Annotated in this window: 13 protein-coding genes; 9 read left to right on the top strand and 4 right to left on the bottom strand. The window is 45.7% G+C overall.

Annotated features, from left to right (window positions below):
• Positions 1 to 84: 84 nt before the first annotated feature.
• From MMA19_RS21660 to metF, 3 genes are all read left to right on the top strand, one after another.
• Positions 85 to 1,254, top strand: coding sequence for an O-succinylhomoserine (thiol)-lyase (locus tag MMA19_RS21660; protein WP_240207196.1), 1,170 nt, complete (start codon positions 85 to 87; stop codon positions 1,252 to 1,254).
• Between the two features lie 8 nt (positions 1,255 to 1,262).
• Positions 1,263 to 3,689: a bifunctional aspartate kinase/homoserine dehydrogenase II gene (locus MMA19_RS21655; protein WP_240207195.1), complete on the top strand. Its 2,427-nt coding sequence runs from the start codon at positions 1,263 to 1,265 to the stop codon at positions 3,687 to 3,689.
• Positions 3,690 to 4,026: 337 nt separating this feature from the next.
• On the top strand, positions 4,027 to 4,929 hold the full coding sequence (metF, locus tag MMA19_RS21650) for a methylenetetrahydrofolate reductase (RefSeq protein ID WP_124940366.1): 903 nt from the start codon (positions 4,027 to 4,029) through the stop codon (positions 4,927 to 4,929).
• Positions 4,930 to 5,040: 111 nt separating this feature from the next.
• Here the strand turns inward: metF and MMA19_RS21645 are convergent, their stop codons facing one another.
• From MMA19_RS21645 to argE, 3 genes are all read right to left on the bottom strand, one after another.
• Positions 5,041 to 5,580 (bottom strand): PadR family transcriptional regulator, encoded by a 540-nt coding sequence (locus tag MMA19_RS21645; RefSeq protein WP_006071159.1) that lies wholly within the window; start codon positions 5,578 to 5,580, stop codon positions 5,041 to 5,043.
• A gap of 385 nt (positions 5,581 to 5,965) precedes the next feature.
• Positions 5,966 to 8,599, bottom strand: coding sequence for a phosphoenolpyruvate carboxylase (gene ppc, locus MMA19_RS21640; protein ID WP_240207194.1), 2,634 nt, complete (start codon positions 8,597 to 8,599; stop codon positions 5,966 to 5,968).
• A 182-nt stretch (positions 8,600 to 8,781) separates the two neighbouring features.
• Positions 8,782 to 9,921 carry an acetylornithine deacetylase gene (gene argE / locus MMA19_RS21635; RefSeq protein ID WP_240207193.1) on the bottom strand — a complete coding sequence of 380 codons (1,140 nt, stop codon included), beginning with the start codon at positions 9,919 to 9,921 and terminating at the stop codon, positions 8,782 to 8,784.
• A 181-nt stretch (positions 9,922 to 10,102) separates the two neighbouring features.
• Between argE and argC the strand changes: the two genes are divergently transcribed.
• The 5 genes from argC (at position 10,103) to MMA19_RS21610 (ending at position 16,015) form a co-directional block, all read left to right on the top strand.
• A complete protein-coding gene (argC, locus tag MMA19_RS21630; protein ID WP_240207192.1) occupies positions 10,103 to 11,107 on the top strand; it encodes an N-acetyl-gamma-glutamyl-phosphate reductase in 1,005 nt (334 codons plus the stop codon).
• 15 nt (positions 11,108 to 11,122) lie between these two features.
• A complete protein-coding gene (argB, locus tag MMA19_RS21625; RefSeq protein ID WP_240207191.1) occupies positions 11,123 to 11,911 on the top strand; it encodes an acetylglutamate kinase in 789 nt (262 codons plus the stop codon).
• Between the two features lie 81 nt (positions 11,912 to 11,992).
• Positions 11,993 to 13,210 carry an argininosuccinate synthase gene (locus MMA19_RS21620; protein WP_006071150.1) on the top strand — a complete coding sequence of 406 codons (1,218 nt, stop codon included), beginning with the start codon at positions 11,993 to 11,995 and terminating at the stop codon, positions 13,208 to 13,210.
• 265 nt (positions 13,211 to 13,475) lie between these two features.
• On the top strand, positions 13,476 to 15,350 hold the full coding sequence (argH, locus tag MMA19_RS21615) for an argininosuccinate lyase (RefSeq protein ID WP_062463057.1): 1,875 nt from the start codon (positions 13,476 to 13,478) through the stop codon (positions 15,348 to 15,350).
• A gap of 308 nt (positions 15,351 to 15,658) precedes the next feature.
• Positions 15,659 to 16,015, top strand: coding sequence for a RidA family protein (locus MMA19_RS21610; RefSeq protein WP_006071144.1), 357 nt, complete (start codon positions 15,659 to 15,661; stop codon positions 16,013 to 16,015).
• Between the two features lie 83 nt (positions 16,016 to 16,098).
• Here the strand turns inward: MMA19_RS21610 and MMA19_RS21605 are convergent, their stop codons facing one another.
• Positions 16,099 to 16,827 carry a redoxin family protein gene (locus tag MMA19_RS21605; RefSeq protein WP_240207190.1) on the bottom strand — a complete coding sequence of 243 codons (729 nt, stop codon included), beginning with the start codon at positions 16,825 to 16,827 and terminating at the stop codon, positions 16,099 to 16,101.
• 161 nt (positions 16,828 to 16,988) lie between these two features.
• On the opposite strand from MMA19_RS21605, the gene oxyR reads away from it, so the two are divergent.
• Positions 16,989 to 17,873 (top strand): DNA-binding transcriptional regulator OxyR, encoded by an 885-nt coding sequence (gene oxyR / locus MMA19_RS21600; RefSeq protein WP_006071140.1) that lies wholly within the window; start codon positions 16,989 to 16,991, stop codon positions 17,871 to 17,873.
• Positions 17,874 to 17,958: the final 85 nt, after the last annotated feature.

Raw genomic sequence — 17,958 nt, 5'->3', positions numbered from 1 at the left:
TTTTGTTGGTTCCATATTCACTGACAAAAGTAGACACTGAATAACAGCCCATCAGCCCAATGCGATTTGATAAAGGAAGTTTCTATGAGCAATCGGAAGCCAGCGACAATAGCCGTACGTACTGGTATCGAATCAGATACCCAGCACCATGCTGTGGTACCGCCAATTTACCTTTCTACTAACTATGGTTTCCCTGCGTTTGGAGAAGTGCCTACTTACGACTATACCCGCTCTGGAAACCCAAACCGTGGTTTGCTGGAGCAAGCATTGTATGAGCTCGAATCTGGTAAAGGAGCCGTTGTCACTAACTGTGGTACGTCTGCGCTAAACTTGTGGGTGTCGGCTTTTTTAGGGCCTGAAGATACTATCGTAGCTCCGCATGACTGCTATGGCGGTAGTTACCGACTATTCAATACTCGTGCGCAAAAGGGTGATTTTAAAGTTCAGTTTGTCGACCAAAGCGACGAGGCGGCGTTAGATGCTGCACTTGAAGCGAAACCAAAACTCATTTTACTTGAGACGCCGTCCAACCCGTTGGTTCGTGTCGTCGATATCGCTGCTGTTTGCGAAAAAGCCAAACAAGTCGGCGCGCTAGTGGCGGTTGATAATACCTTTCTGACGCCTGTGTACCAAAAGCCTTTAGAGCTGGGTGCTGACTTTGTTATCCATTCAACCACCAAATACATCAATGGTCACTCTGATGTGATTGGTGGCGTTGTGATCACCAAAACAGAAGAGCACGCGGAAGAGCTTGCGTGGTGGGGCAACTGTATTGGAGCAACGGGGACACCGTTTGATAGTTATATGACACTACGTGGTATTCGTACGTTAGGTGCTCGCATGCGTGTGCATGAAGAGAGCTCTCAACATATTCTCGAGTTCTTAAAACAGCAGTCACTGGTTAAAGTGATTTATCACCCAAGCTTGCCTGAACATCCTGGACATGAGATTGCCAAGAAACAGCAGTCAGGTTTTGGCTCTATGTTGAGCTTTGAGTTTGCAGGAAGCTTTGAACAGTTGAAGTACTTTGTGGGTGAACTCAATTTGTTCTCACTGGCTGAATCACTAGGTGGTGTCGAGAGTTTGATTTGTCACCCTGCTTCTATGACACACCGAGCTATGGGAGAAGCAGCCCTAGAAGAGGCGGGCGTTTCCCAGCAACTACTGCGTCTGTCTGTGGGGCTGGAAGATGCCTCCGATCTGATTGACGATTTACAGCAAGCATTTGATAAAGCGAAAACGTTCCAAGGATAAGTTGAGTTATGAGTACCACACCCGCTCCGGCGAAGAAGCAACTACATAAATTTGGCGGCAGTAGCTTGGCGGATCCTGAGTGTTATCGTCGTGTCGTTTCCATTCTTAAAGATTACTCACACAATGAAGATCTAATTGTGGTGTCTGCTGCAGGCAAAACCACAAACCGTTTAATTGAGTTTCTCGATGCACTCAATAAAGATGGTCGTATTGCTCACGAACACCTTCAGTCTTTAAGGCAGTTCCAAATCGAGCTCATTGATGAACTGTTGCAAGGTGATGAAGCGGAGCAGCTTAAATCGCTGCTCAGTGATGAGTTCAGTACTTTAGGTGAACTGGGCTATCCCTTGAGTGAGGCGCAGCGTGCGGCTGTGCTTGGTCACGGTGAAGTATGGTCTTCTAGATTGCTGGCGGCGCTTTTACGTCAATCTGATTTGCCTGCGGTGGCGCAAGACGCTCGCGCTTTCTTACGAGCAGAATTTGGCACGCAGCCGGAAGTCGATCGTGCGAAGTCTTATGCCTTGATTAAAGATGTGTTAGCTCAGCATGCTCATCATCGTATTGTGATTACCGGTTTCATGGCGCAAAGCGATGAAGGTGAGACGGTTTTGTTAGGGCGAAATGGTTCTGACTATTCGGCGACTGTGATTGGAGCACTTGCCGAAGTCTCTTGCGTGACAATTTGGAGTGATGTTGCAGGGGTCTATAGTGCTGACCCTCGTGTGGTGAGCGATGCCTGTCTTCTCCCATTATTAAGGCTGGATGAAGCCAGTGAATTGGCTCGCTTGGCCGCCCCTGTGCTACATAGCCGTACGCTTCAACCTGTGGCGCAAAGTGTTATGGATTTGAACTTACGTTGCAGTTATCAACCTGAGTCAGGCTCTACGCGTATAGAACGAGTACTGGCGTCTGGGCGCGGTGCTAAGATAATTACCTCGTTAGATGAAGTACTGTTGATTGACCTCGCATTCGCCAGTGGTCATGATTTTGCTCGCGCGCAAAACGAAGTGCTGAATGGTTTGAAGCGAGCACAGCTTGAGCCGCTAGCGTTTGAAGCGCAGTCTGACCAAGCACGTTTGCGCCTTGCTTATACTGCAGAAATTGCGTCAGGTGCACTCAATGAGTTACAAGACCTAGCCATTGAAGCGGAGATTAAGCTAAGAGAAGGGTATTCTATGCTGGCCGCTGTAGGGGCTGGTGTGACTAAGAATGCCAACCACTGTTTTGGTTTTTATCAGCAGCTTAAACATGCGCCGGTAGAGTTTTTCTCGGAAGCAGAATCTAAGTTAAGTCTTGCTGCTGTGTTGAGAAAGTCTGACATTCAACCTCTGCTTAAGTCCGTGCACACCCAGCTGTTCCAAGCTCAAAAACGCGTTGCTGTCGCCTTATGTGGCAAGGGTAACATTGGCTCTAGTTGGCTGGCGCTGTTTAAAGAGCAGAAAAGCGAGCTAGAAAAGCGCCGTGGAATGAGTTTTAACTTAGTTGCCGTGGTGGATAGCCAAACGTATTGGCTTGATGACCAAGGCATTAATGAACAAACCGTGCTGGAGCGTTACGAGGATGAAGCTATGGCGTACCAAGGCGATGTTTGGTTACAGCAGCTTGCTAATCTTCAAGGTTACGATGAAGTTGTTGTTCTTGATGTGACGGCGAGTCCTGCATTAGCCGAGCGGTATCAGAGCATTGCGGAAAATGGCATGCATTTAATTTCGGCCAACAAAGTAGCGGGTTCTGCACCAAGTGTTAGTTATCACGCAGTGCAAGATGCATTCTCGAAGACGGGGCGTCACTGGCTGTATAACGCGACGGTAGGCGCAGGGTTGCCAATTAACCATACAGTGCGCGATTTGCGTGAAAGCGGTGACGATATTGTGGCGTTGTCCGGTATTTTTTCTGGGACGTTATCTTGGTTGTTCCAGCAATTTGATGGCAGCGTGCCTTTCAGTGAGCTGGTAGATTTGGCTTGGCAACAAGGTTTGACCGAACCGGACCCTCGCGCTGATCTGGATGGCTCAGATGTGATGCGTAAGTTGGTTATTCTTGCTCGTGAATCTGGTTTAGATATTGAGCCTGATGCAGTAGCGGTGGAGTCACTGGTTCCGGAGGAGCTTGAGGAGTTGTCTCTAGATGGCTTTTTTGAAAAGGCAGAGCTACTGAGTGAAATCCTACAAGAACGTCTAGAGAAGGCGCAGCGTGAAGACAAAGTGCTGCGTTATGTGGCGCGTCTTGATCGCCAAGGTAAAGCTCGTGTCGGTATTGAAGCTTTGTCTAAAGAGCATGCACTTGCCAATCTGCTGCCGTGTGACAATATCTTTGCTATCGAAAGTAAGTGGTATAAAGATAACCCATTAGTAATTCGTGGTCCGGGAGCGGGACGTGAAGTAACTGCCGGTGCGATTCAGTCGGATTTAAATCTAATGTCGAGTTTCTTCTAGCGCACAACAAGTTGTTGGTTTTAAATTAGTTCTATCTCTAGGCTAGCGATAACCGCTAGCCTTTTTATTTGTTGCTTTTGCCTTATGTCCCTTCTTACCCCATCACTCGTTACTTTCTCGAAAGTGAAGATCTCCTGAAACGCGTGACTCTGCTTTAGTTTCCTTAACTAAGTACATGAAAAAAATTCATAATGACTCTATTGACTTTAAATGCCATTCATTTCATTCTGTAGACATATAGACGTCTAAACGTCAAAACATAAAATTCAGATATAGACAGACAGGTTTTATCTAAGGTTGGATGGGATAACCAACCTTGGTATTTAGGGAGAGAACCATGGGATACACACACGCTGGACACATCGATGCTTTGAACCAGAATATTGCTGAGCTTTCTGACAATATCAACGTTTCATTTGAGTTCTTTCCACCGAGCACGCCAACAATGGAAGAAACCCTTTGGAAGTCTGTTCACCGTCTTAAAACGCTGCAACCTAAGTTTGTTTCTGTGACCTATGGAGCGAACTCTGGCGAGCGCGACCGTACTCACTCAATTATCAAAGAAATTAAATCAGAGACCGGACTTGTCGCGGCGCCGCACCTGACTTGTATTGATGCGTCTCGTGATGAGCTTATTGATATTGCTGAGGATTATTGGAGCAACGGTATCAAGAACATCGTTGCGCTACGTGGTGATATCCCTGCGGGTGGTGGTCAGCCGGATATGTATGCCTCGGATCTGGTTGAACTGCTAAAGTCGCGTCATGATTTCGATATTTCTGTAGCGGCTTTCCCAGAAGTACATCCAGAAGCGAAGAGTGCTCAAGCGGATCTACTGAACCTAAAGCGCAAAGTGGATGCAGGTGCAAACCGAGCGATTACTCAGTTTTTCTTTGATGTAGAAAGTTACCTGCGTTTCCGCGACCGTTGTGTGGCCGCTGGTATCGATGTGGAAATTGTTCCAGGTATCCTACCAGTTTCAAACTTTAAGCAGGCGTCACGCTTTGCCGGCATGAACAAGGTAAAAGTACCTGGTTGGATGCAGAAGCAGTTTGAAGGTTTGGATGACGACCCTGTGACTCGCCAATTAGTAGGTGCTAGTCAGGCGATTGATATGGTTCGCGTATTGAGTCGTGAAGGAGTAAAGGACTTTCATTTCTACACACTAAACCGTGCTGAAATGACTTACGCACTGTGCCATACACTAGGCGTACGCCCCCCAAGTTTAGTGATCTCTTAAGACTTCCTCAATTACAACAAAAAAGCGTCAGGTGTATTACGATACTCCTGACGCTTTTTTGAACTCAAGAACCAAACTAGGTCGATAGCGACCCTAGCTTGTCTATTTGTTTTACGCTAACGCTTCTAATTCAGACAGCGCTTCTTCTGCCCATTCTAACCATGCTTGACGAGCAAGTAGGTTACGGCGCAGTGTTAGACGCTCAAGGCGAGCGTGTTTGTCTAATGTGTTTGGTGTAGCGTAGTAGGCTGCTTCAATTTCACGGTAGTGTGCAACAAGCTTTTTCGATTCTTCGATCAACTCTTCAAGTTGAATGCGGAATGCAGCTGATGGTTGTACCGCACAGGCCGCTAGCTTCGCTGAGAATTCATCACGAACGGTAGGGTGTACAGTTGGTTGTTCAAACCATTCGCCTAACGCGCTACGGCCTGAGTCAGTGATTGAATAAACTTTACGATCTGGTTTGCCTTCTTGGGGTTCAAGTTTGCAAGTAACCAGTTCTTTGTCCGCCATTTTGTTTAGCTCACGATAAACTTGCTGGTGGCTTGCTTTCCAGAAGTAACCGATGCTCGCAGAAAATTCCTTAGTAATGTCATAGCCAGTCGCATCGCGAGTGCTAAGAACAGTAAGGATTACGTGTGGTAGTGACATGTCTTAAGTCCAAATGGTCAATAACGTAATAATAATTATGTTGCTCCACGTCGCAGATGTACGACTGCGAAAGCGCCTTGGAATTCAAAAATGATTCCAGGAAACTCGCGCAAAAGAGCAATGCCAATCATCTTGGCACGTGTAACCTTGTTTTAAGCCTTTGTCACCTAGGAAGCCACGTGATCACGTGACCCGCACTGTCGATATAATAGTATTTTTGTTTTATCGAACAGTGGTAAGTAAGTATATCGAATTCTATAAGCAAGAAGTGGAATAGAACGTGATACCACTTCAAAAAACTAACAAAACTCTCAATAAGTATGCCACTAAAAATAAAAGGCCGCAATGTGCGACCTTTTGTCTTTTTTGTAAAATTATATATCGTCTAACCGGTGTTTCGCATGCCTGCTGCGATGCCAGCGATAGTTACCATGAGTGCTTCTTCTAGTTCAGCTTCAGTGTCTTCGCTTTGACGAGTGCGATACAACAGCTCAGCTTGAAGCATATTGAGTGGTTCGACATAGGTGTTGCGCAAGCGAATTGATTCTTGACCCCAAGGATCACTCTGCATTAGGTGGTTATGGTTCTCTACATTAAGTACCGCTTTAATGTCTTGCTGCAGTTGAGCTCGCAGTTTATCACCCAATGGTAATAGCTCTGGTGCGGCCAAGCGTTGGTCATAATAGCGTGAGATTTCCATATTACACTTGGTGTACACCATCTCTAACATACCAAGACGAGTCGAAAAGAATGGCCATTCACGACACATTTCTTCCAGCAGAGCTTGGTGACCTTTATCAATGGAGTATTGAATCGCTTCTCCGGCCCCTAACCAAGCAGGCAGAACTAAGCGGTTTTGACTCCATGAGAAAATCCAAGGAATCGCACGTAAGCTTTCTACGCCGCCATTAGGGTTACGTTTCGCAGGACGAGAACCTAGTGGTAGTTTACCCAGCTCAAGTTCAGGGGTAGCTTGACGGAAGTACGGAACAAAGTCAGGTTCACCACGAACTACTTTACGATAAGCTTCGCAAGACACTTCAGAGAGCACTTCCATTAGGTCACGCCATGCCTGTTTTGGTTCTGGTGGTGGCAGAAGGTTAGCTTCTAGAATCGCACTGGCGTATAAGTTAAAGCTGTTTACAGCAATCTCTGGTAAACCAAGCTTAAAGCGGATCATCTCGCCTTGCTCAGTTACGCGTAAGCCGCCTTTCAGACTCTTAGGTGGCTGAGACAACAGTGCTGCGTGTGCAGGCGCACCACCACGACCGATGGTACCGCCACGACCATGGAAGAGTGTAATATCGATACCGGCCTGTTCGCCCACTTCGACCAAGGATTCCATAGCGCTGTACTGTGCCCAGCCTGCCGACATAACACCGGCATCTTTAGCGGAGTCTGAGTAACCAATCATTACCATTTGATGGTTTTGAATATAGCCGCGATACCAATCGATATCGAACAGCTGCTTCATAACAGCTTCAGAATTATTCAGGTCGTCTAGCGTTTCAAAGAGCGGACACACGTCCATACGGAACTTGCAACCACACTCTTGAAGAATTAGGTGTACAGCCAGTACATCTGAGGCAGTACGTGCCATAGAAATGACATAGGCTCCGAAGGCTTCGCGAGATTGTGAAGCGATAACACGGCAAGTATCCAATACTTCTTGAACGTCTTCCGATGGCTCCCAATCGCGAGGAAGCAATGGACGCTTAGAGCTCAACTCATTGATAAGGAATGATATTTTGTCTTGCTCGCCCCACTGGTCGTAGTCGCCTAGACCTAGGTAGCGAGTAAGCTCAGAGATAACGTCTGAGTGACGAGTGCTTTCTTGACGAATATCGAGACGTACTAGGTGTACACCAAACGCTTTAACACGGCGTAGGGTATCCAGCAGTGAACCGTCGGCAACGATAGCCATACCGCTTTCACGCAGTGACTTGTAACACGCCATTAGCGGTTGCCAAAGTTGGTCGGCATCTTCGAGAATCGGTTTGTTTGGCACCTCTTGACGATTGATTTGTGCTTCAATCACTTCAAGGGTATTCATTAACAACGTACGTACTGGTTTTAGAATTGCACGGTATGGTTCGTGTTGTTCGCCAGCAAGCTCACGAACTTGGTCGTTACATTTGACCATCGAGAGCTCAGTGATCAGCTCTTGGAAATCTTTCAGGTAAAGTTCTGCTGCTTTCCAGCGAGAGAGAAGCATGACTTCACGCGTGATCTTGTGAGTCACAAATGGGTTACCGTCGCGATCGCCCCCCATCCAAGATGAGAAATGCACTGGACGCGCATCAATAGGCAGACCTTCACCAAGGAAGCCTTTCAGCTTCTCATCAAATTCACGTAAGAATTCTGGTACTGCTTCCCAAAGCGAGTTTTCAACAACCGCAAAGCCCCATTTTGCTTCATCAAGTGGCGTTGGGCGTTGCTGACGAATTACATCTGAGTGCCAGCTTTGGGCAATCAATTGTTCCAGACGACGCTCGGTTCTTTTACGTTCTTTAACCGAAAGTTCGTTTAGCTCTAATTTAGATAAGCACTCATTGATTTTCACCAGCTTGTTAATCATGGTGCGACGAGTGATTTCGGTTGGGTGAGCCGTTAGCACAAGTTCGATATTAAGATCACGAACCGCTTGAGCGCTATCGAGCTTGCTGATGTTTTCTTGGCTTAGTTTTGAAAATAATGACGAAATTGGATCCGGTTCACACACATCTGCTTCACAGCTACGTGAAATGGTGTGGTATTGATCGGCAATGTTGGTCAAATTTAGAAATTGGTTGAATGCACGAGCGACAGGTGTGAGTTGCTCATTCGGCAGGTTGGTAATCTCTTCAATTAGTAATTCACGATCGGCTTCATTGCCTGCACGCACAACGGATTTGGAAAGCTTACGAATTTTCTCTACTTTCTCGAGAATCTCGTCTCCATGCGCTTCCTTGATGGTGTTACCCAACAAGTGCCCTAGCATCCTAACATTGCTCTTCAATGGGGCATATTTTTCGTTCATAGTCGTCCTGCCTTGTAATTTAACTACATCCATTATTCCTTCTCAGCCTCACAATCTAGCTAAAAATGCTAGTGCGAGTCAAATAAAGTAAACCAAGTTTGCGTTTATCGTGTTGGCACGAAATCCGCACACTTAGTGAACTTTATTCATTGAATTGTTGAAATTTTATTACAGCTTGTAAGTTACTCGAAACAATATTGGCGTATAGATTTAGCTAAAATATCGATGGTTGGATCGATAAAATCGAAACTCAAGAACTCATCAGGTTGGTGTGCTTGGTCAATAGAGCCAGGTCCAAGCACCAAAGTTGGGCACAATTGCTGTAAGAACGGTGCTTCAGTACAGTAGTTAACCGTTTCTGACGGGATTTCGCACAGTGCCTCCATGCCACCAACAAACGGATGATGGTGATCGCACTCGTATCCGGGAATAGGTTCATGCAACGCAGTGATGGATAACCTGCCTGGCCATTTAGCTTCGACTTCTTTTAATGCATCTCGTAACAAATTATCCAGTCCATCTAAGCTAATTCCCGGTAGCGGTCTGACGTCATAATGCAGCTCACAGCAGCCACAAATACGATTGGCACTGTCACCACCGTGAATATGTCCAAGGTTCAAGGTTGGGCTAGGTATTGCAAATCCAGGGTGATGGTATTCTTTGATTAAGCGATCACGCAGCTTCATCATGGCAAACAACACTTCGTGCATAATCTCAATCGCATTAACGCCAAGCGCAGGATCTGACGAGTGACCGGACTTTCCTGTTACACGAATGGCGTTAGCTACGTGCCCCTTATGACCGCGGATAGGCACCAAGCTGGTTGGTTCGCCAATAATGCAATAATCAGGTTTGAAAGGTGCATTATCCGTAAAGTGTCGTGCGCCAAGCATTGTGGTTTCTTCATCGCACGTGGCCAAGACATAAAGAGGTTTGGTCTGTTTGCTCCAATCAATTTTCTTCACTGCCTCGTAAATGAAGGCGAAGAAGCCCTTCATATCTGCCGTTCCTAGACCATAGAAACGATCGTTAGCTTCGGTTAGTTCATGAGGGTTAAAGCTCCAACGGCCTTCATCAAAAGGTACGGTATCGCTATGGCCAGCTAAGAGTAAGCCACCTTCACCTTGGCCCTTCTTCGCAATCATATTGAATTTGTGTGGCTCTACCTCGATAACTTCAACATCAAAGCCAAGATCCTTCATCCAAGTCGCCAGCTTTTCGATGACTTTTGCATTGCCATGATCCCAACTCGGATCGGTGGAGCTGATCGAAGGAGTGCTAATTAGGCCTTTGTAGACCTCTAAAAAACTGGGTAATTGCATATTATCTTCGCTTCTACTGTTGACAGATTAATCTTAAGACGGTAAAACACATATTAAATCAAAATTAATGAATAAAAAATCAATTAAAGAGCTTTTTTTTATATTTATAGTCATTAATTGCCATATTCATAAACCGATATAACAAGCCTAGTTCAACAGACTCATTAACGGATGTAGAGAAATGCTGAAAACCACCATTATTGGCGCAACAGGATACACAGGAGCGGAGCTCGCTCTTATGGTCACAAAACACCCTGAACTCACGCTATCAGGTTTATACGTGTCCGCCAATAGTGTGGATGCAGGTAAGCCGATTTCACAACTGCATGGCAAACTTGCAGGCTTAGTCGATATGTCGGTTCAACCATTAAACGACGTCAAAAAGGCGGCAGGTGAATGCGATATTGTTTTTCTTGCCACAGCGCATGAAGTCAGTCATGACTTGGCACCAGAATTTTTAGAACAAGGTTGCCAAGTGTTTGACTTATCAGGTGCTTATAGGGTTAAAGCCGACGATTTTTATACCACGTTCTACGGCTTTGAGCATCAAAATGAAAGCTGGTTGGACAAGGCGGCGTATGGCTTAGCTGAATGGAATGCACAAGATATCGAGCAGGCTCAATTAGTTGCTGTTCCGGGATGTTATCCAACCGCTTCGCAACTGGCGATTAAGCCTTTGCTGGAAGCTGGTATTATCGATACCCAAATGTGGCCAGTGATTAACGCCACTAGTGGAGTGACAGGTGCGGGCCGTAAAGCGACCATGAGCAATAGTTTTTGTGAAGTGAGCCTGCAACCATACGGGTTGTTCAATCACAGACATCAGCCAGAGATTGCCACACACTTAGGTTGTGATGTGATCTTTACGCCTCATTTAGGCAGCTTTAAACGTGGCATCCTTGCAACGATTACCATGAAGCTCAATGAGGGTGTGACTGAGGAACAAGTTGAAGCTGCATTCGCGTCAGCGTATCAAGGACAGCCTGGTGTACGCGTTAAAGATAATGTGATTCCAAGAATTCAAGATGTTGAGAACACCCCTTTCTGCGACTTAGGTTGGAAGCTACAGGGTCAACATATCATCGTTGTTTCAGCCATTGATAACTTGCTAAAAGGGGCATCGAGCCAAGCAATGCAATGCCTAAACATTAAAAACCAGTTTGCCCAGTTAACGGCACTTATCTAGAGCGAGGAACGCGGAATGAGTAATCAAAATACACCATTAGTTATCAAATTAGGTGGTGCTGCGCTGTCTTGTTCAAAGACACTGGGGAAACTGTTTGCAGCAATCTCCGACTATCAGAAACAAGCACAACGAGAGATTGTGATTGTTCATGGTGGTGGCTACCTGGTGGATGATTTAATGAAGCAATTGAATCTTCCAACAGTAAAAAAGCAAGGGCTACGTGTTACTCCTTACGACCAAATTCCATTAATTGCTGGCGCACTGGCTGGTACGGCCAACAAGTTGCTTCAAGGTGATGCCATCAAAGCAGGTATTAATGCGGTAGGTTTGAGTCTTGCTGATGGCGGCTTGTGTGAAGTGAGCGAGTTAGATCCTGAACTAGGTGCTGTTGGTAGTGCGAAACCAGGTAACCCTGCGGTATTACAAGCTGTCCTCAAAACCGGTGCTCTGCCTATCATTAGCTCCATCGGTCTTGATAACCAAGGTCAGCTAATGAATATTAATGCGGACCAAGCGGCTGTTGCTGTAGCGGGTGCATTAGATGCGGAATTAGTCCTGCTCTCTGACGTGAGTGGAGTATTAGATGGCAAAGGTCATTTGTTGCCGAGCTTAACTCAGCAAGAGGCGGATGCCTTGATTGAAGGCAAAGTGATTACCGACGGCATGATCGTTAAAGTTCAAGCTGCTCTGGAAGCGGCGAACGATCTTGGCCGTCCAATTGAAGTCGCCACGTGGCGCTATCCGAATAAGTTAGTCGAATTGTTTGCTGGTAAAAGCATCGGCACCCAGTTCGTACCCAATTAATTTTTGTTAAAACAGTTATCTGAATAGTTGAGTAACCCGAGGCACTGACCGCCAAAATCAGGCTCGGACAAGGAGAGAAACATGAGCAAACCATCTGTAAAAAAAGTTGTTGTAGCCTATTCCGGCGGTCTGGATACGTCTGTGATCATTCCATGGCTAAAAGAAAACTATGACTGTGAAGTTGTAGCATTTGTGGCGGATGTTGGTCAGGGCGAAGAAGAGCTTATCGGCATTGAAGAAAAAGCCAAAGCATCGGGTGCATCAGAGTGTTACATCGCTGACCTTAAAGAAGAAATGGTCGCAGATTATATCTTCCCTACGTTAAAAACGGGTGCGTATTACGAAGGCAAATATCTACTGGGCACGTCAATGGCACGTCCTATCATTGCGAAGGCTCAGGTTGAAGTGGCACGTAAAGTAGGCGCGGACGCACTGTGTCATGGCTGTACAGGTAAGGGTAATGACCAAGTTCGTTTTGAAGGTGCATTTGCAGCGCTTGCTCCTGACCTAAAAGTGATAGCACCTTGGCGTGAATGGGATCTCGTTAGTCGTGAGGAGTGCTTAGACTATCTGGCTGAGCGTAATATTCCATGTACTGCTTCTCTGACCAAGATTTACTCACGTGATGCGAACGCATGGCATATCTCTACAGAAGGTGGTGTTCTAGAAGATACTTGGAATGCACCAAATGAAGATTGCTGGGTATGGACTGTTGACCCAGAGCAAGCGCCAAACGAAGCGGAGTATGTGACTTTAGAAGTAAAACAAGGTGAAGTCGTTGCTGTCGATGGCGAGCAAATGACGCCATACAATGCGCTAGTGTACCTAAATGAGAAAGGCGCGAAGCACGGTGTTGGTCGTATTGATATCGTTGAAAACCGTTTGGTTGGTATGAAGTCTCGTGGTTGTTATGAAACTCCGGGGGGCACTATTATGATGGAAGCGCTGCGTGCGGTTGAGCAACTTGTTTTGGATAAAACGTCGTTTGAGTTCCGTGAAGAGCTAGGCATTAAAGCGTCGCACCTTGTTTATGATGGTCGTTGGTTTACGCCATTATGTAAGTCAATTCTTGCAGCGTCAGAAGAGCTTGCTCAAGACGTTAACGGTGAAGTCGTTATCAAACTATACAAAGGTCAAGCGATTGTGACGCAAAAACGCAGTGTGAACAGCCTGTACTGCGAAGAGTTTGCTACGTTTGGTGAAGATGAAGTGTATGACCAAAGTCATGCAGAAGGCTTTATCCGCCTGTACTCACTTTCAAGCCGTATCCGTGCTCTTAACGAAGTGAAGAGAAAGTAATCTCATATCACCCTGCATGAGATCGCATGCTTCGCTATACTGATTGAAATAACGAAACCCATTTGATATCAAATGGGTTTCTTGTTTTTTGCCGCAACGTCAGTCACTAAATTGATTTGTTTTGAATATTTATGTGAAATAAATGAATTTTTACTTTATTTTTAATTCAATTTGCCGTAAGTTGAACCCTAACAATAAAGAAACTGAGTTGCATCAGATTCAAGCCGAATAAAGCAGTGAAGATTGAGCAGTTAGGAGAGACACGATGGCATTATGGGGCGGAAGATTTACCCAAGCAGCAGATACGAGATTCAAAGACTTTAATGATTCATTGCGCTTTGATTACCGACTTGCTGAGCAAGACATTGTTGGCTCAATTGCTTGGTCAAAAGCGCTGGTATCGGTGGATGTATTAACTGAGGAAGAACAGCAAAAGCTTGAGTTGGCATTAAACGAACTTAAGCTTGAGGTCATGGAGAACCCTAAGCAAATCTTACGCTCTGATGCGGAAGATATTCATAGCTGGGTTGAACAACAGCTTATTAGCAAAGTCGGCGACCTCGGCAAAAAACTGCATACTGGACGTTCTCGTAATGACCAAGTAGCGACCGATCTAAAGTTATGGTGTCGTCAGCAAGGTCAACAGCTATTACTCGGTTTAGATAGACTGCAATCGCAAATGGTTGAGGTGGCGAGAGTCCATCAAGATACTGTGCTTCCTGGCTACACTCACTTGCAGCGTGCTCAACCGGTGACATTTGCACATTGGTGTTTGGCTTACGTAGAGATGTTTGAGCGTGATTATTCGCGTTTGGAAGATGCTATCAAGCGTCTGGATACATGCCCATTAGGCTCAGGAGCACTTGCTGGGACGGCTTATCCGATGGATCGTGAGCAGCTAGCTCATAACCTTGGTTTCAGAAGAGCAACACGTAATAGTCTGGATTCCGTATCAGACCGTGACCATGTTATGGAGCTGATGTCTATCGCATCTATCTCGATGTTGCACCTATCTCGTCTCGCTGAAGACATGATCTTCTACAACTCTGGTGAATCTAATTTCATTGAGCTCGCAGATACAGTGACGTCTGGCTCTTCTCTAATGCCACAGAAAAAGAACCCGGATGCGCTTGAGTTAATTCGTGGTAAAACGGGCCGTGTCTACGGTTCATTGGCTGGCATGATGATGACAGTAAAGGCGTTGCCACTTGCTTACAATAAAGATATGCAGGAAGACAAAGAAGGTCTATTCGATGCACTAGATACCTGGAACGACTGCATGGAAATGGCAGCACTGTGTTTTGATGGTATCAAGGTAAATGGTGAACGTACTCTTGAAGCGGCGAAGCAAGGTTACGCAAACTCGACCGAGCTTGCTGATTATCTGGTTGCTAAAGGTATTCCGTTCCGTGAGGCGCACCATATTGTTGGCGTTGCGGTGGTGAGTGCAATTGCTAAGGGCTGTGCTCTAGAAGAATTATCTATTGCTGAGCTGCAAGAGTTCTCTCCAGTCATTGAACAAGACGTGTATGACATTCTTACTATTGAAAGCTGTCTTGAGAAACGTAGTGCCTTAGGTGGTGTTGCGCCTCAGCAAGTGGCTTATGCAGTTGATCAGGCAGAAAAGCGTCTAAGTGCTCGTGATAACTCGGCAGTGAAAGTCCGTTCTGCAAGACTCACTGATATCGATGCTTTGGAAAGCATGGTGGCTTATTGGGCCAACCTTGGAGAGAACTTACCGCGCAGTCGTAATGAATTGGTGCGTGACATTGGCTCATTTGCGGTAGCAGAACATCATGGGGAAGTAACAGGCTGTGCATCCTTGTATGTGTATGACTCAGGACTGGCTGAAATTCGCTCACTAGGTGTCGAAGCAGGTTGGCAAGGTCAAGGGCAAGGTACTGCTATTGTGCAACACCTGGTTGAGAAAGCGCGTAAGATGGCGATTAAGAAGGTCTTTGTACTAACTCGTACGCCAGAGTTCTTTATGAAGCATGATTTCATTCCAACGTCGAAGACGCTATTGCCTGAGAAAGTTCTGAAAGACTGTGATCAGTGTCCAAGACAGCATGCTTGTGATGAGGTAGCGTTGGAAGTTAACTTAGTAGAGCAAATAATTACTAAGATGAATGTTGCCTAACTCATTGAAAAATAACTGAGTAAGAAAAAGATCGAAAAAGTTTTAAAAAAAGATCATTTTTCTGGGAACAAATAAGAAAAGGCGCGGTCTATTAAAGTACCACTGCTTTTTCTTAGAAGAATCTAAGAAGGCCCCGAGTCAAGGTTGACTACGGGGCTTTTTTCTTTCTGCCGTTTGGCCAAATCCTTGATTGAATTCTGTTATCGCCAAGCATGTCACAGTGTAGCCGTGTTGAACTTCTATCGAATCCGTTAGAATACGCTTTCCTGTTTCACTATAAGCCGTCCTCTGAGACTAAGAAGAGAAGAATGATTGAACGCATCCATACGAAAGAGCGCATGAGCCGCATTGTTAAGCACAACGGTACGATTTACCTATGTGGTCAGGTTTGTGCGGACGCGACGAAAGATATTACAGAGCAGACACAAACCATGCTCGATAAGGTTGAAGCGTTGCTCTTGGAAGCGGGTAGTGACAAAGAGCACATGCTGTCGGCAACTATCTACCTAAAAGACATGCAAGATTTCCAAGCAATGAACGCAGTATGGGATGCTTGGGTTCCCGCTGGTTTTGCTCCAGCTCGTGCGTGTGTGACTGGTGATATGGCCCGTGAAGCGCTGTTGGTAGAGATTTCTGTTATTGCTGCTGAAATTGAGACAAAGTAAGCCAAAAGCTACCCTAAGATGAAACCAAAAAGCGAGCCCATATGGGACTCGCTTTTTTAGTGTCTATTTGAGTGTAAGAAGCTTTAGCCTAGATAAGCTTCTAGCTCTTCGCTACCACCAATGTGTTTACCGCCGATAAAGACTTGCGGAACTGTAGTACGACCAGAGATAGCGCGCAGTGTTACCGTTGTTGCATCCTTACCCAGAATGACCTCTTCATACTGCAAGCCGTGGTCAATCAGGTTCTGTTTTGCTTTCATGCAGAACGGACAACCAGGCTTACTGAATACTGTGATTGATTCTTGAGTTCGGTAATCAGGTGCAATGTAACCCAACATAGTATCTGCGTCAGAGACTTTGAACGGGTCGCCCGGCTCGTTTGGTTCGATAAACATTTTTTCTACGATGCCATCTTTCACCAACATGCTGTAGCGCCATGAGCGCTTACCAAAGCCAAGATCGTTTTTCTCAACCAGCATACCCATGCCTTCAGTGAAGTCACCATTGCCATCTGGGATGAAGGTAATGTTCTCTGCTTCTTGGTCGTTCTTCCAAGCGTTCATTACAAATGTATCATTTACAGACACACAAAGAATTTCATCTACGCCATGTTCTTTGAAGACTGGGAACAGTTCATTGTAACGTGGCAAGTGGCTAGAAGAACAAGTTGGTGTGAAAGCACCCGGCAAGCTGAATACAATAACCGTTTTACCTTTAAAAAGTTCATCAGTGGTTACATTAATCCATGCGTCACCTTGACGAGTTGGAAATGTCACTTGAGGAACGGCTTGGCCTTCTTTAGATGCAAACATAATCTTGTCCTTATGGAATCTTAAATTCGATTAACTTGAAAATCTCTGTGAGCTTAGCGCTTACTGCTGTGCTTCGTTGAGACCATTATCAAAAAAATGGATTGATAGTTCTAATCGTTTATTGTTATGGTATCGATAGCTATATTCTATCGGAGTCAGCAATGAACATTCGCGATTTTGAGTACCTCGTCGCTCTAGCGGAACATAAGCACTTTCGTAAGGCTGCTGAGGCATGTTTTGTCAGTCAACCGACCTTAAGTGGTCAAATTCGTAAACTCGAAGATGAAATTGGCACGTCACTGCTCGAACGCAGCAGTCGAAGAGTGTTATTCACCGATGCGGGTTTGCAGTTGGTGGAGCAGGCTAAGCGTGTGTTAAAAGAAGTAAAAACCTTTCGTGAGATGGCGGCAGGGCAGAGTGGTGAAATGACTGGACCTATGCACATTGGTTTCATTCCCACCGTTGGACCTTATTTACTTCCTAAAATCATCCCTAAACTGAAAGATGCGTTTCCGGAGCTAGAGCTTTATTTGCATGAAGCGCAAACTCATCAGCTAGTAAGACAGTTGGAAGAAGGTAAATTGGATTGTTTAGTTCTGGCTTCGGTACCCGAAACGGCACCTTTTAAAGAAATTGAAGTATATAACGAGCCAATGAGTGTGGCTGTACCTTGTGATCATGAATGGGCTAACAAGGACCAGATCGAAATGGCAGAGTTGAATGGCCAGACCGTACTCTCATTAGGCGATGGACACTGTTTACGCGACCAAGCGTTAGGCTTCTGTTTTGCTGCTGGCGCTCGGGATGATGAGCGTTTTAAAGCGACGAGCCTTGAGACGCTACGAAATATGGTGGCAGCTGGCGCAGGTATTACTTTATTGCCAGAGCTCTCCTTACCGACTGAAAAAGTGAAAGATGGTGTTTGTTATGTGACTGCGATTAATCCAACGCCTTCTCGAAGTATTGTCCTTGCTTATCGACCAGGTTCGCCGCTTCGCGCAAGGTTTGAAAAGTTGGCTAAGGCGATTACCGAGTATTTAAGCTAACGATCAGGCTAGCTTTGAGACTGCTCTAAATAGCAACTCTCAGATATCATAAAGGGGCGTAAACGCCCCTTTTTTCTTATTTATC

Source organism: Vibrio sp. CyArs1, from assembly GCF_022432925.1.
In the GTDB taxonomy this organism is placed as follows: Bacteria; Pseudomonadota; Gammaproteobacteria; order Enterobacterales; family Vibrionaceae; genus Vibrio; species Vibrio mediterranei.
The sequence above is the reverse complement of the archived record's forward strand: the minus strand, read 5'-3'. Positions and strand labels throughout refer to the sequence as shown.